The 15,372-nt window shown below is 62.5% G+C and carries 11 protein-coding genes; all 11 read right to left on the bottom strand.

Annotation, left to right across the window (positions count from 1 at the left end; all coding sequences use genetic code 11):
- Window positions 1-4 precede the first annotated feature (4 nt).
- The 11 genes from RE432_RS04880 to tssF are packed head-to-tail and all read right to left on the bottom strand — an operon-like array spanning window position 5 to window position 15,370.
- Window positions 5-640: a DotU family type IV/VI secretion system protein gene (locus tag RE432_RS04880; RefSeq protein WP_310932095.1), complete on the bottom strand. Its 636-nt coding sequence runs from the start codon at window positions 638-640 to the stop codon at window positions 5-7.
- Between the two features lie 34 nt (window positions 641-674).
- The gene (gene tssK / locus RE432_RS04875; RefSeq protein WP_310932094.1) at window positions 675-2,072 is read right to left on the bottom strand and encodes a type VI secretion system baseplate subunit TssK; all 1,398 of its coding nucleotides are present in this window, start codon (window positions 2,070-2,072) and stop codon (window positions 675-677) included.
- The gene (tssJ, locus tag RE432_RS04870; RefSeq protein WP_310932093.1) at window positions 2,069-2,782 is read right to left on the bottom strand and encodes a type VI secretion system lipoprotein TssJ; all 714 of its coding nucleotides are present in this window, start codon (window positions 2,780-2,782) and stop codon (window positions 2,069-2,071) included. Before tssJ ends, tssK begins: the two co-directional genes overlap by 4 nt.
- A 7-nt stretch (window positions 2,783-2,789) precedes the next feature.
- Window positions 2,790-3,194: a DUF4150 domain-containing protein gene (locus tag RE432_RS04865; RefSeq protein ID WP_310932092.1), complete on the bottom strand. Its 405-nt coding sequence runs from the start codon at window positions 3,192-3,194 to the stop codon at window positions 2,790-2,792.
- A gap of 10 nt (window positions 3,195-3,204) precedes the next feature.
- Window positions 3,205-3,897 carry a DUF3540 domain-containing protein gene (locus tag RE432_RS04860; RefSeq protein ID WP_310932091.1) on the bottom strand — a complete coding sequence of 231 codons (693 nt, stop codon included), beginning with the start codon at window positions 3,895-3,897 and terminating at the stop codon, window positions 3,205-3,207.
- Window positions 3,898-3,917: 20 nt separating this feature from the next.
- Window positions 3,918-4,868, bottom strand: coding sequence for a pentapeptide repeat-containing protein (locus tag RE432_RS04855; protein WP_310932090.1), 951 nt, complete (start codon window positions 4,866-4,868; stop codon window positions 3,918-3,920).
- Window positions 4,861-7,485 (bottom strand): DUF2169 domain-containing protein, encoded by a 2,625-nt coding sequence (locus RE432_RS04850; protein ID WP_310932089.1) that lies wholly within the window; start codon window positions 7,483-7,485, stop codon window positions 4,861-4,863. Before RE432_RS04850 ends, RE432_RS04855 begins: the two co-directional genes overlap by 8 nt.
- A 13-nt stretch (window positions 7,486-7,498) precedes the next feature.
- The gene (locus RE432_RS04845; protein ID WP_310932088.1) at window positions 7,499-9,967 is read right to left on the bottom strand and encodes a type VI secretion system Vgr family protein; all 2,469 of its coding nucleotides are present in this window, start codon (window positions 9,965-9,967) and stop codon (window positions 7,499-7,501) included.
- A complete protein-coding gene (tssH, locus tag RE432_RS04840; RefSeq protein WP_310932087.1) occupies window positions 9,964-12,651 on the bottom strand; it encodes a type VI secretion system ATPase TssH in 2,688 nt (895 codons plus the stop codon). Before tssH ends, RE432_RS04845 begins: the two co-directional genes overlap by 4 nt.
- On the bottom strand, window positions 12,648-13,685 hold the full coding sequence (tssG, locus tag RE432_RS04835; protein WP_310932086.1) for a type VI secretion system baseplate subunit TssG: 1,038 nt from the start codon (window positions 13,683-13,685) through the stop codon (window positions 12,648-12,650). Before tssG ends, tssH begins: the two co-directional genes overlap by 4 nt.
- On the bottom strand, window positions 13,649-15,370 hold the full coding sequence (tssF, locus tag RE432_RS04830; protein WP_310932085.1) for a type VI secretion system baseplate subunit TssF: 1,722 nt from the start codon (window positions 15,368-15,370) through the stop codon (window positions 13,649-13,651). The genes tssG and tssF overlap by 37 nt, the downstream gene beginning before the upstream one ends.
- Window positions 15,371-15,372: the final 2 nt, after the last annotated feature.

Raw genomic sequence — 15,372 nt, 5'->3', positions numbered from 1 at the left:
GACTTCAGAGCCCCTTGGTCATGGGACCGACCAAATCCGCCACCACGTGCGTCAGTTGCACATCAAGGTAGACGAACAGCGCAAGCAGTGCCAGCAGCGGACCGATCACCAATATCAGCAGCGACATCGAGGGCCCCCACCGTTGCGCAACCGGACCGGCTGCTGACGCGTTGGCTTTGGGAAACAGAGGCAAGCCGTTGCCCAGCGGCGCCATGCCGTTCTCCTGCGCCACGCGCTCGAGCAAATCTCGACGGAACTGCGTCAGCTCGGCGGGTGGCCGATGCGAGTAGTCCCCCTGAAACCCTGCCAGCAGCATCAGTGCATAGACTTCGCGCACCTCCCGCGCTTGCGGCGCCAGGCCCTCCAGGCGCTCGAAAAAGCCGACACCAGCCCGCGTGGTCGAAAAATAATGGCGCTGAAGGGGTGAAAGCCGCCAGGCGGCGGCGCCTGGCCAGTCGAAAGACATCGCCAGTTCATCAATCCAGGCCACCACCGCGTACAGGGCATCCTGCACCTCATCGGGCGCGTGGCCATGCCGGGCCGCACTCACGCAGCATTCGTCCAGCGACGCCTTCAATTGGACAACCACGTCGGCGGCGGTGGCGCCTTCCTGTCTGATGGCGCCGTAAGCGGATTCCATTTCGGGTATCCAGTAACTGGCAAGACGCATCACATCACCCTTTAATCACGATCAGTTCCAGCCGGAGTTCGGCTGGAGGATTGGGCAGGAAGAGCATCAAGCGGCCATCGGCTGCAACGTCTTCCCAAAGTCCGGACTGGCTTTCTATCCGGAAGTAGACCGCCCCGCTACGCCGAGGCATGCCCAGCGGCAGGGTTTGCAGCGGAATCAGTTCAATGCCCGGCAGGGCGCGGCTTACCGTCGTCTCGATGGCATCAGGCGGCGCCAGCTTGCCTTCGAGCAGCAGCATGTCGGCCATGTCGGCGGGCGCCAACGCGCTGCGGGCAAGCAAATAGTAGCGATGGCGCGGACCAAAGAATGCCCCAGGCATGTCGGCGCGGTACAGCGTATCGGCAGCACCGTCGCGCTCGAAACGCACGAACATCTCGGGCCCCAGCGTGATCTCGTTGAGCAAGCGCAGAAGCAAGGCCTTCATGGCGTCAAAGACGGCGCCCTGGTCCGCATGATCGTAAGGCTGCAGCAAAGTCTGATGATCGCGGGTTTCACCCAATAGATCGCAATACTCGGTGAACGTGCTCAGCTCCCCCGCCAGTTGGCGCAACACGCCATAGACTTGCCAGGGGTGTGTTTCGCGCGCTTCGATCAAGTGGTTCAGTTGCGGTCCGTACCGATTCAATACCGACAATGCCAGCACAGTACCCAACTGGGCGTCGCCTTCGCCGCCACGGTTGGCCAGCGGCTGCTTGAACACCTCGAGCTGGCGCGCACGACCAATAATCTCGTCACGCAGCTCGTGCAGCAAATGGTGCAACTGCCCGGCCGCCGCCAGTGTCATGCTGGGGGGCGCAAATCCTGCCACTGGACGCACCTGTTCGCCGTCCTGCTCCAGACGCGCCAGCGGAATCAGCTCGTAATCGCCCAGGTTATCGATCTCGTCTTCCCAGAAAATCCTGAGCACATAGCTCATCAAGGCCACGTTGCCGGGCGCACCGGCGCCATACCGGTCCGGCACTTCCTGCGGATCGGCCAAGGCCGCGAATCGCGAGCGGCTTTGCGCCGCATCGTCCAAAGTTTCGTAGCGCTTGACGTTCGCCTCATCGTCGATCAAGCGGCGCAAGCCCAGATAGGCCGTGCGTGGCCCCTGGGTGAAGTCGGCCAACTCGAAACGGCGCGACTCCACCCGGGCATTGCCCGGAAACTCCGTAAAGGCCCCATCGCGCCAGCGCACGGCAACATGGCTTATGGCCAGGCTGCGCGCCTGTAATCCTGATTGATCGAGCTTCAGGGCGCAGTATCCCCACATCCAGGGGGCGGTCAAGGTCAGGTGCCGCTCCAGGGCCCGCTCCAGCTTCGCCTCTTGGTGCTGGAAGTGCTGCGGCTCAAGGAAGAGGCCCTGATGCCAGAAGATAGTAGGTTTCAGGTGATCACTCATTTTTTTTCTGAAGAAGTATCCGTGGAAGGCGTGTCGGCCGACGCCGACCCTGGCCCATCGGTGGATGGATGCACCAGGCCGGCTTCGGGCTTGACGGGATGGGTGGGTTGGGCCTTGCTGCTGGGCGAGTCTTGAATACCGGAGGGCCCCAAGCGCAAGGAAATCTTCAACGGCTCGGGGGCGGCCGCTCGTGTCTTGACCACGATGCCGGAAGAATCCACCTGCACGCCGATACGGTACAGCCGTGCGCTGCGTGCGGGATCCAAATGGTCATAGCCGGCAACCAGGCCGATGTACTTTGCGTTTTCAACGCGCACCAGGTCCAGCCGGCGCTTTTGGCCGGGCGCAATGTAAATGCGCCGCAACGATAATGTTCCGTCAGGAGGGCTTTCAGCCAACAGCAGGCTCTTGAGCGTGGCAGCGCTGGCCACCAGCTTGTTGAAAGCACTTGGGTCGGCCATCTGCACGAGCGACAGCGCGAGCATATGCGGCTGGCCCCCGGACTCGTTCAAGGACGGGTCGGCTTGTATGTCCACCTGAATGCCGTCCTCGGCATAAGACCATTTCATGTCTTTCAGGGCGTCCTGCTCGGAATTACCGCCCAGCATGCTGTTGACCGAGCTGCACCCGGCAATCAGCATGCCGCAGGCGAGCACGAGCAGGCAACGCGGCAGACGGATAGCGGGGCAAGCGAGGTTCTTATCAAACATGGCGGCCTCAACTCATCAGCATGACGACTGTCTGGCTGGGCGAGGCCACCAGGCCAACCGTATTGGTATTGTTCTGGGTCGTCATGCAAGAAAGCCGCACCCCCGGCTTGCCGCCTATCATCACCTTCATGCTTCCCATGGTGAACGCCGCTTCGCCCATGATCTTGTGGGTCGCGACGCCGCCGCCGGCCGTCCCCGCCTGGTCGCCGTTGCTCAGCATAATCTTGGTGGCCTGATTCAGGGCCGGCATGGCAACGAGCAACACGTTCTCAACGATGCCGCCCGGATCAGCCACGGTCGTGGCCGCGATATTGGGATAGGGAACCGGAATCGGTGATGGAGCGGCCGGGGTCAGGCAAACGTCGGGAGCGGTGGCAACGGCCTGCGCACCGGCGTTATTCAATGCAAACATTCGTATCCTCCTAACCAATCTGTACAGAATCGCCGTCAACGGCGATACGGTCACGGCCAACCAGCGTTGCCGTACCCGCGCGCATGGTCAAGTCGCGGGCCACAAGCTGTCGGCTGGAGTCTGCGCTGACCTCCTCATGCCCCGCAATACGCCGAGTGCTGCGTCCCAGGTGCGACTCGCTGCTGGCCGCAATTTCTACATGCTCGCGCGCAATATCGGTTCGCCTATCCCAATGGGACTGCATCTGGGTACCGCTGATGGCCAGCGCCTTGCAATCGACTTTGGCCGACACCACACTGACCTGCGCGGTTTGCGCGCTGACGGCAAGCCCGGCGCCGGCGTCCAGGGCCAGCCCCTGCTCCGCCGCAATCTCCAGCCGGCCGCCACGGGCCTGCAGGCGCGCATTGCCCTGGACCGAGAGCACGGCCGTTTCATCCTTGTGCTCACGCTCGAGCACCGTCAACACATAGCCTTTGGCGCCGGTGGTGCTCACCAGAACGACGTCGCCCAATGCGGGCTGCAACAGGCAGCCTGCGGCCGCCACCACCCAAATGGCCCCGGCATCGGTCAGCGCGCAATAGCGCTCCCCATCCTGCATCACCAGGCGTGCGTGGTACTGCCGCGCCTGGCAGCCTGTGTTGCCTGGAACCCTGTCCGGCGCAGTCCCGGCAACGTCGGTCGATCGTACTTGTGTTGTATTCATGGTGGGCTCGCAAAAAGTGTTCAGACAGCGGGTTGCCATAATTCCGCCTCCCGCAGTTGTGCATCGTCACGCCGCACATCATCCAGCACGGCATCGCGCCATACCGCGCGCGGCAACTGGGCGGCGTGCAGCAGGCCGCCCTTCAGATTGACCTTGGAAAAGTCGGCGTTGACCGCCTGGAAGTGGGAAAGATCGGCGTGGCACATCCGGCTGCCAGTGAAATCGATGGCCATGGACGAGGCCTCGTAGAAACGCGCATTGAGCAGCGAGGCGCCCCGCAGCGTGGCGTGATCCAGCCGCGCCATATCGAAGATCGCGCTGTCCAGCATCGCGCCGTCCAAGCAGGCGTTATCCAGCGTGGCGCGGTACAGCGACAGGCCGGCCGCCTGAACTCCGCGTAGATCAAGCGCCGGCGCCATGACACGATTGAAGGCGCACTGCACCAGCGTGGCATCAGCCAGCGAACATCCTTCCAACGTGCTGTCCGGCAGCAGCACCCTGTTCCAGCAGGCGCCCGCCAGGTCCAGGTCCTGCAAAGTGCATTGGGATAGCCAGGCCTCGCCGATCAGGGCGGACTGCAGCTTGCAAGCGCGAAACACCGTATCCAGCGCAGCCAGCCGCGTCATGTCGGCCTCGTGGAAGTCGCAATCCTGCCAGGTCGAGTTCTGCATCCAGGTGTGGTCCAGCCTGGCGCCGCGCAATGACACGCCCGTGGCGGTGCACTGCGAAAAGTGGGCATTGCTCAATACCGCCGCATCCAGACCCGCCTGGTCCAGCGTGCACGCCACCCATGAACTGCCTTCCAGGTTCGCGCCATCCAGGCGCGTGCCGTTCAGATTCATGCCCTGCAGGCGCACACCCGACAAGTCCGCCTGGCGCAAATCGGCCTGAGCCAGCAATTGCGGAGCAATCTCGCCCCCCTTGCGCAGCATGGCTGTCAGTTCATCAGTGCTGCGTACGGCATCAACCATGGCCATACTCCTGCAGCAGGCGGCAGCGCGTCATAAGGGCCTGGTCAAGCGTCAACCCCTGGATGGTGGCCGTGCGCGTCTCGCAGGCATGCAGATTGGCCCCCGTCAGATCCGTATCCAGCAGCGTGGCCTGTCGCATCGACGCCTGCATCAAATTGGCGCCCCGCCAGCTCGCCTGGGCGATGCGGCTATCAGTAAAGTCCGCCTTGCGCGCCTCCATCCGCCAGGCATCCGTGCCGCTCAGGTCGCATGCTTTGACAAAGGCACCGTCCAGCCGCGCCTCGCGCAGAATGGCGCCCGCCAGGGCGGTATTCTGCAGGCTTGCCGCTTCCAGGTCTGCGGCGTGCAGATTGGCGTTGTTCAGTTGCGTGTCAAGCAAAGTGCGCAATCCAGGCATGCTGGCGCCATCGAACTGCGCATGCGCAGCCTGGCAGGCCTGCAGCGTCGACCCCGCCAGCGTGGCGGCATTGAACCGGGCACCGTCCAAGGCACATTGCTCAAAGCTCGCCTTGCTGAAGTGACTGCCCGATGCATCGATGCCAGGCATAGCACAGTGTTGAAACACCGTACGCAAACCGCAAGCCTGCTTCAGCCGGGCGCCCGCCAGGCTGCATTCCACAAACTGCGCATCGTCCCAGCGGCTGGCTTCAAGCTCGCTGCCGTCCAGCACGCATTGGTGCAGGCGTGCACCCGAACCATCGACACCGGCCAGCCGACTGTCCTGAATGTGGCAGGCGTCAAGCTGCGCACCGGCCAGGCAAGCCGACTCAAGGCGGACGGCACTCAAGACACACTGCGTCAGGATGGCATCTGTCAGGTTGGCGGAATCGAGTTGTGCACCTTGCAGATTGCAGCGCGTGAGCACGGCCTGACGCAAGTCCACCTGGCTCAGTTCCACGCCCGACAAGTCCAGATCTTCCATCTGCGTCCAGGCGCACGACTCACCCGCCTCAACCCGATTCAGCAAATCCTCACGCGTCAGCGGCACTCTGGGCCCTTCAGGCAGGCCCGTCCCGCCCCGCGCGCGACCCTCTGCCGCCAGGGCCGCATCCGCTTCTTGCTGCGCGGCGTCATATTGCGCCTGCAACTGTGCCCCCAGCCCTTCCATTTCTTTTTCAAAGGCAGCCACTTCATCAACCAGAGGCTGGCGCGGCATATCGTCGGGCAAAGGCATGATCCTGGCCAGTCCCGCGAGCGTGTCGGGCAGCTTTGGCTGGGTGGCAGCCTGGGCCCGCAACGCATCGGCATCCAGGCCTTGCGCCGTCAGCGCATCACGCGCCTCTTGCTCGGCTTGAACAAATGCCTGGTCAATCCGCGCTTTCAACGCCGCGGCATACGCAGCCGGCTCGCTGGGCAAGGGCGGTTCCGGCGGTTCAACCGGGGGCTTGGGCGCACGCGCACGCAACGCCGCCACATCCAGGCCCTGCGCGCGCACCTGCGCCGTGGCTTCCGCCTCGGCCGACTGAAACGCCTGCTCAATGTCCTGGGTCAACGTTGACTCGAACTCGGCAGCCGTACTGCCGGCCTCTTCCTGGGCGGCCTGTATCTTAGCCAGCGCTTCTGGAGCCAGCGGCACGGGCACGGGCGGCGCGGTGGCGTGCTCCGCTTCCAGCGCATCGCGCCATGCTTGCGACCAATGCGCCAGCGGGTTGGGCGACTCCGTCAAGCTCTCGGTAAACACCGCCAGGCCTGCAATATCCCTGGCATCCTCGCGTGCCACCTTGGTCTGTGCACGGTACAGCACAACGGCCCGCTCATCGTTAGGCATGAGCCATACCGTATCCAGGTCCAGCGCCAACTCTTGGTGACGATCAGGCTCGGCCACGGTGCGCAGCAGCAGCCGCGGGCGCAGACCCGGCAGCTTGCCACGCACTTCCGGTTGCCGCGGATGCATGTTGCGCACGAACCATGGCTCATCGCCGCGCCAGTATGCGGCCTGGCATTGGGCGGGATCGAAACGATCGAACCAACGGGGATCGGTATCATCGGGCAGCCAGGGCAGACGCCGGAGCGCCCATGCCTCATCCAGCTTACCCAGCCAGCGCGTACGTGCAATGCTGCCCATGGGGTGCGGCCCGAATGTCGCGGTGGCGGGCGTATCGGTGGGCTTCAGCACGGGATGGGCGGGCAACTCGACATTAGGCAGGGCGAGCCCATCGAGCTCCACACCCTCGGGGGCCCATCCGCGGCCATACGGGTTATCGCTCCACTCGGGCGCGCCATAGGCGCGCGCCAGACCGACAGGCATGCGCTCGAAAGGACGCGGTTCGCTAGCCTGCCAGCCCGACAGCCCACGCGTCCAGTAACGGTCGCCCAGCACCAGCAGGCTGGTTTCCAATGTGCCCACGCCCGCCTGCACCGTCAAGCCGGTGACCTGGCTTCCCTGCGGCGCGCAAGCCTCCCCCGCCACCCCGAAGCCGCCTCCCGCTTTCTTCTCGCCCAAATCGAACGGCTCGTCAGGAAAGAGGGGCAGCAGCCAGGACCAGGCCGCCTGCTCCGTCAAACGCACGCCATCCAGCCCGAAGACATAGGCAACAGTCACCGTCAGCGTCGGCCGGCCGGTGCGTTCCGCATGGTTCAACAGCAGGAGTACATCATCAGGTTTATGGATATGCATATCGGCGCCAGTGCTACCCAAACTTGATGAGACTGCCGTTGACGGTCGCCATGCCCGCCGACTTCAGTTCAATCTGTGCAGGTGCGGACAACTTCGCCGACGCCAAATCCAGCTTGAGCTTGCTATCGCCCGTGCTGACCTCCGTGAGCAAACTGCCGCTTATGCCCGTCAACTCGCCAACAATATTGGTCTGCGTGCCCATCACAGTCGTCTCGACGATGTTGGAGGAGAAACCCTCTCCCGTCTGTGTCATGAGCTTGATCAAAGGGCTTTTCATCGTGTAGCTCTTATAAGCGTCGCCCTTGTAAGTCAGTGTCTTGAACTCGCGTTCCAGGGTGTCTTCCGACCACGTCAGGCGTTTGACCTTGTAACTTCGCCCCACTGCATTGGTGCTGTTGATCACCATCTTCTTCTCTTTCAGATTCATTTCACTGCCGCCCACCCAGGAAATCGCGGCGCCAAAGCCAAACTGGCTTTCAAACGTGCCGCCAATGAAGTTTTCTGTTTTCAGGCCAAACGTCAAGTTCGCCACGATCGACTCAGCAAGCTCGAACTTTGCGCCGGTAAAGTTTTCGAACACCACCCCCCCGCTGTGCTCCATCGACAGCCAGGGAGCCCAAGGCCACGTCCGCTCGCTACCCAGAAATTTGTCCATCGCAGTGTCTGACCCGGCACACACCCGATAGTGGTCGGGCACTTCTATCAGGATACTTCTGCCGCCGTAGATTTCAGCGTGATTCTCTGCGCTCAACAAGAAGCCGGGGCTGACCTCCTCCTCTTCGTCCTCAGGCACCGCTCCCAGATTCAGCATGGCTTTCGGGTTGCTTGTGGACAGACGGATGTACGTGTCCGCCTCCTCTTCCAGATGGTCTTCGCTGGCCGGATCGGTCTCGGGTGGTTCGCCATCCTGCATGGATAAGCAACTGCCCGCGGGCGTCCGTATTACGTGCTGGCGCGCGTTGTCCTGCGTCACCACACTGGGCGCTTCGGCGTTGGGCAGTGCGCCCACAATCACGGGCTGATCCGGATCGCCATTCAGGAAAGAGATCAATACCTCTGTGCCTTCGCGCAGCGGGAAATGCATCCCCGCATCAGCCAGGCCTTGCTGCGAGGCCCCGCCTGCGTAGGGACTGCTCATGCGCAACCAGGCGGAATTGCGATAACTGCCGTAGTTTTCGCGCACGAAGGTCAATTGCACTTTGTAGCGCCCCTTGTCATCTGGCTGGGCATAACGCTTGGGACCGGTCTCCTGATCCATGTCCACAAAACCACTCATCAGCCGGGTGATGTGCGGCACAGGCGTGTTGCGCGGTGGACGGAACTGAATCGGCTCGCTCTGGGCGGCCTGATCCTGCCAGCGCGGCAAGGCTGTAAACCGGGCGCAGTAGGACGGCTCGTCGCTGGCCGATGATGCATCCGGCGTCTGCGCCCCTTCATGCTCGACGCGCAACACGTAATACTGGGCGGCGTCCGATTGACGCTGATATTCCGACACCGCGACAAATCGGCCTGCCGACATCCCGGGTGTGCGCGCTTCGCCCTGCACGCCCAGGCTGCGACAAGCAAGCTCCTGAGCACGCCACTGCGCAAGGGTCGCGCCCGGCACACTGTCCTGCGCGTCGGTACCGTCCAGCACCGAGAAGTGGTCTGCGATACTCTGGCGCTCACCCTGCCCGGGGAAGGCGGCCCGTATATCCGCGCCTGCCTTCATTTCGAGCCGGACATTATCCTGTTCATGCAGGGCATGCAGCGTGACCGTGGCAGGCCGCAGGGCAACATGGCGGTCCATCCGCGTCAGGACAATCTGGCGAGTATCCGGGTCGAGCGCCCCCTTGGGATAGTAGATGGCGTTGTCCATCTGCGCAGGCTGCTGCGAGACATCGTTGCCGAACACGATCGATTCCCGATCTTCACCCTGCTCAAACCAGAAGTACACACCATAGAACTCCAGCTTGCGCTTCAGGAAATCCAGGCAACTTTCTTCGAACTGGCACACGAATTCGCGGCGCATGGAAGCCAGCGCCTGGTCCGGCACGGCAATACGATAGTCGTACGGTGCATCATCGCTGTGATACTTCTCGTTCAATTGCGCCTGCCAAAGCAGTTGCATGATCAGGTCATCCAGCTGCTCGTTCAGATAAATGTCGGACCATGTACGCAGCGCCAAGCGGACCAGCCTGGGCTCGAGCACCAGTTGGTAGTAGTCATAGATTTCATCATGCCCGTATTGCGCGCCCTGCGTGACGATGCCATGCCATCTTGCGGCCGATCCATCGGGCTTGCGCAGGCCCAGCGTCGCAGGCTTATCCAGCAGCGTTTCCAGCGCCAGATCGGCACCGCGCACCGCCACCGTCACTTCGAAGCGATACGGTTGCGACACGGCTTCGGTCCCGCGCCACCGCGTCACCAGAATATCCTGACCCGGGAGCAAATCCTGCAGAGCACGGCAGATAAAGGTGTAGTCGTAAGTGCTTTCCGTCATGATGCTGTTTCCTGAGCCGTGTCATCCACATCATTTGCCGCCACCGTGTCCGTTGCATCAAACAAGGGGTCTATGACCCATCCGCCCGCCTCGCCGGGGCTGACATGCAAGCCTTTAAGCTTGCGGCCTTCCGCCATGGCCGACAGCACCGCGTCGGACAACAGCGGGGTCAGGCTCTTGCCCAGAATAAAATCGATATTGCGCGCGCCGCTGTCCACTTCGGTGCACCGGGCAGCAATGGTCTGCGAGACGTCCGGCGCAAAATCGAGTGCAATGCGATTCGCCGAACTCAAGCGCTGCGTCAGGCGTCCCAACTTCAGGTCCACGATGCCGGTCAGATACTCTGGCGGCAAGGTGTAGTAAGGCACGACGGTCATGCGGGCCAGCAGCGCCGGCTTGAAGTACTTCGCCAACAGGGGGTGTATGGCCTCGCTCAGTGCATCCGGGTCGGGCCGGCCTTCGCGCGTCATGGCGGTGATCTCGTCGGTGGCCAGGTTGCTGGTCAGGAAGACGACGGTATTGCTGAAATCAATCACCCGGCCCTCACCGTCAGCCAACGTCCCTTTGTCGAACACCTGGTAGAACAGATTAAGCACATCCGGATGCGCTTTCTCGACCTCGTCCAGCAACACCACAGAGTAAGGCCGCTTGCGCACCGCTTCGGTCAAGATACCGCCTTCGCCATAGCCAACATAGCCGGGGGGCGAACCGACCAGACGGCTGACCGTATGCTTTTCCTGGAATTCGCTCATGTTCACCGACACCAGCGACTGCTCACCGCCAAAGAGCTGGTCGGCCACTGTCAGCGCGGTTTCGGTCTTGCCCACGCCCGATGGGCCCACCAGCAGGAACACACCCATGGGCTGCTGCGGGTCGCGCAAGCCGGACTGCGCAGCCTTTACCGCGGCGGTGATCTTGTCCACCGCGTGGTCCTGGCCACGTATGCGCTCTTTCATGCTGGTCGCCAGCGCCAAGATTCCCCCCACGGCATCGCGCTGCATTTTGCCCAGGGGCACCCCGGTCCAGTCCGACACCACGCGAGCAACGGCATCGGGATCGGTCTCGATGAAGATCAGGGGATCATCGCCCTGCAGCTGTGCCAGCTTATCGTGCACGGCACGCAGCTGAACGGCAAGCGCCTCGGCGTCCGGCGTTTCCTTTTCGTCAAGTTGCTTTCTCAAGGACACGACTTCTTCTGCTGCTGCTTTCTGTTGCTGCCAACGGGCATGCAGGGCATCGCATTGCGCCTGGATCCCGGTGGACTCTTCGGTAATGGCCGCCAGGCGCGTTTGGTGCGCGCCAGGGCTGTAGTCCTGATCGCGCTGCAACGCGGCACGCTCGCGCTCCAGCCCTGCCAGCGCGTGCTCAAGACGTTCGAGTTCGGCCGGCTTGATGCCCATGCCTATACGCACGCGTGCAGCGGCGGTGTCCAGCAGGTCGACCGCCTTGTCGGGCAGCAAGCGTCCCGTGATGTAGCGACTGGCCAACTGCGCGGCCGCCACGATGGCATCATCACGCACAATCACGCCATGGGCCGCCTCGTAGCGGTCTTTCAGGCCGCGCAGAATCTGTACCGCCGTGCCCGTATCGGGTTCCTCCAGCTTGACCACCTGGAACCGGCGCGCCAGAGCCGGGTCCTTTTCAAAATACTTCTTGTATTCGGACCAGGTGGTGGCGGCAATGGTCCGCAGTTCGCCGCGGGCCAAGGCCGGCTTGAGCAGGTTGGCGGCATCCCCGCCCCCGGCTTGGCCGCCCGCCCCGATCAGCATGTGCGCCTCATCGATGAACAGGATGACCGGTTGCGTGGACGCCTTGATCTCGTCGATGACGCCGCGCAATCGCTTCTCGAATTCACCCTTCACACTGGCGCCGGCTTCCAGCAGGCCCAGGTCCAGGCCCAGCAAACGCGTGCCGTGCAGGAAATCGGGCACGTCATCGTTGACGATGCGCAAGGCAAGGCCTTCGACGACTGCGGTCTTGCCCACACCGGGTTCGCCTACGCAGATTGGGTTGTTCTTGCGCCGGCGGGCAAGAATGTCGATCATCTGGCGGATCTCGCTGTCTCGTCCAAACACCGGGTCGACCTTGCCGGCAGCGGCCTTGGCGGTGAAGTCCTCGCAGAACTGATTGATGGCTTCCTCGCCGCGGGCGGGCGGACGCGCGCCGGCCGCAGCCGCTTCGCCCCCGGCGCCGGCCTGCAAGTCGGTTTCGGACGAACCGGCCGTTATCTCGTCAAAGCGCGACGTCAACGTGTCCCGGGAAATCGCGCGCAAGGTGTCGACCCATTGGGTTCCGGCGCCGTAATAACCCAAGCGGGCCGCCAGCGCCAACACCATCGCACCGCTGCTGATGCGCCGTTGGCCCAGCGTAATGGACGCCATCAGCCAGGACTCCTGCACCCACTCCGTCAGCAGTGCCGCAAATACGGGCCGACCCGGATTGCCGTTCTTGAGTTGCGCCAGGCTATCGTCCAGCTGTGCTGCAAGACGCAAAGGGTCGATATCGAAGTGCGTCAGGATCCGCAGCGTGTCACTGCCGGCATCATCGAGCAAGCGGCGCAACATGTGCTCGATCCCAATCTCATAGTGATTGCGGGCCAGCGTCAAACCGGCAGCGCCTTCCAGCGCAGCGGAGCAATAGGGGTTCAGACGAGCAAACAGCGGTTTGAGTTCTACCAACATCATAATGAGGCCCTCGTGTTCAAGCGGTGCGTGTCGGTATCGACAGGAAGAAAGATTTCGTCGCAACTGCGGCCCGGCGAAGCGGCGTCGCCCGGCACCGCCTCGGGCAGCCAGGTATTCAGCCCCAGGCGATGCCATCGATGGCCCAAAGCCACGCGCTGACGATGTTGCGTCGCCACGCGCAAGCCCAACACACACTCGACAGGTGTGTCGACGTAGTGTCCGATCGCCTGGGTCAGCCGTTCATGCTGGCGGCCTCCCGGCAGCAGATCGGACAATTGCTTTGCCGGAATCGGTCCGATGTGAATAATCACCAGGCTTGATCGCTCCGTCACGTGCCGACCCAGCAGGGCGTTCTCGCCCAAGGCGCAAGCCTGTTGACCCAACACAGTTCGTGCCGTCACAGGAATCGGCGCCTCGCGCGACACGCAAGGCTCGACATCAACCGGCATGCTGTCCAGCAAACCGCTCACCAGTGCTTCCAATCCCAATGCCGAACGTGGCGACTGATTGAAATTACCCGCATGCGGCAGCAAGGCCTGCAAGCCAATGCCGGGCACTTGCTTGCCCTTCTGCTGCAATCCGACCATTGCCATCAGTTGGTTCAGCCGATCCGGATCGCGCCGTTCGGCAACGGCAAGCCATATACGGTTCTTCTCCCAGGCCTTGAAGAGCATGGGATACAGCTTGGCGTGCAAAATATCCAGAAAATCACGTGAGCTCGACCCGCCCGCCAGTTGCTCATCAATCAAGTCTTCCGTATAGAACGTGGGCAGGGGCGACGTTACCCCGTACAGTCCAAAGAAATTGGCCGTGATATGGACCTTATCGCCGTCGGCGGCAATGGCGTCGATGTCGTTCTCGGGGAACGATAGCTTGAGCGCAGGCCGCACACGCACTGCCTGCGCAAAGTCCCGAACGCCCAAGCGCAGCCGCAGCAGGCGCAGCGCCTGAAAGAAGGCGTAGCGCGAGCCGTTGTCCAGCAGCGAATCGATATCCGCTACAGAAGGCGAAAGCGGCCGATCTTCGCGGGCCATGTCAGTATGTCTCCGTTAACGGTGTCTTCGATTGTGAGCGCACTGAATGTGTTCAGCGCGACGGTTCCTGCCAGCAGTTCATCCAGTACCGTGCCAAAAAGAAACAAGCTTCCTTTGCCTGGAAAATGGTCCCCCTGACACCGGATATGCACCTCACTGCCCTGGACCGGGACGCCGCGCACGATGCGCCGGGCCGGTTCCACGCGGATGTCCTCGATGGCGCCCACCGCCCGGCTTGCCGCCGCATGACGTTGTCCACTAGCTTGCTGCGGCGGCACATACAACGACAGCAGGTCGCGAAGCTGATTCTCGCTGGCCATCGAAAGGTGATTGGCATTCAAATGCGACAACACGCGCCAAAGGAGCTTGCTGTCGAAGTTGGGCGGGCTGTAAGGCGTGACGCTATTGATGTTGCGAAAGCCCACGCGCGCCGGCGAATTGTCGGTGGGCGTATTGATATCGCCCAAACGCAAGCTTTCGGGCAGCGCTCCGTGCGTGCAAGTCAGGGCAACCGAAAGCGTCAGCGGCTGAGGATCGTCGTCAGGAGCATAAGGCAAACTCAGGTGATGCTCATAGTCCCGGCCCAAAGCCGAGGGGCGGATGCGCACGTTGTATGACGCCGCCTCGCCCTCGAACGCCGAGAATGGGTGGTAAGCCAACTCCTCGCCCGTGGCGGTACGCGCGTTGACCTTGTCAATGGAAAAGATCTGTTCGGTATGCCGGCTCCCTCGCGATACAGGCTGCACTTTGTAGTCCGGCAAACGGTGGTCGACACGGATGGGGTGCGCATCGACACGCAGCAGATTGGCTGCGGGCGTGGCGTTCATGACAAAGCTCGATGGACTCATGCGCGGCGCCCAATCGGGAACCTGCTCGAACTTGAGCAGGATAGAAAAATGCGTGGCGGCGTGTCGCTCGGGCCACTGCGAGAAGCCGCTCACATCCACGAACAACAGCTTCTCGGGTAGTGCGAAGTACTCATGCAAGATGCGCCACGCCGGGTGCGCCGTGGCGGGCCAGGGCAGCAGATCCAGACCTGGACGCAGTCCCGCCGGCGTGATGCACGAAGACGGCAGGACGGTAACCGCGCCCTTCTCGGCGCTGATGTGCACCTCACTCACATAGCGCATCAACAGCAGAAACAACCGCGAGGCGTCGGCGTGGGCGTCGCCCAGGAAAAAACGCAGGCTGTCACTGTTCCAACTGCCGGGCGCGGCACCGGTATAGCGCATGCGTAAGCGTAACGCCCGCGCCGACGTGTCGCCCCCTTCCCATTGCGCTGACACCAGCTCAACCGGCTCCAGCGTTACAGGAAACGACGCGCGAAACACCACGCGCTGGCCATCGATAGGGACCGAACCGAACTCCGTGCCGGCCGGAATCGTCATCGCCTGCTCAAGCAGCATGCGCGGCTCGTACTGCATGATGGTCATGCAAGGCAGAGGTTGCAGGAAGTGCGGAAACAACAGCTGGGCCAGGTTCTGTATGAACTCAGGGAAATCGTCATCCAGCCGCTGACGAATCAGGCCGGTCATGAAAGCCACACCCTCAAGCAACCGCTCTACGTCGGGATCGCTGGCCCGGTCCGCGCCGAGCATGGGCGCCAGCGCGGGATTGTTCTGCGCAAACTCGACGCCCAGCTTGCGCAGGTAAGTCAGCTCCTGTTCGTAGTAGCGGTTCAACATGA

This window comes from Pusillimonas sp. SM2304 (assembly GCF_031628915.1).
In the GTDB taxonomy this organism is placed as follows: Bacteria; Pseudomonadota; Gammaproteobacteria; order Burkholderiales; family Burkholderiaceae_B; genus Pusillimonas_C.
Note: the sequence above shows the minus strand (reverse complement) of the source record. Positions and strands in the feature narration are given on the sequence as shown.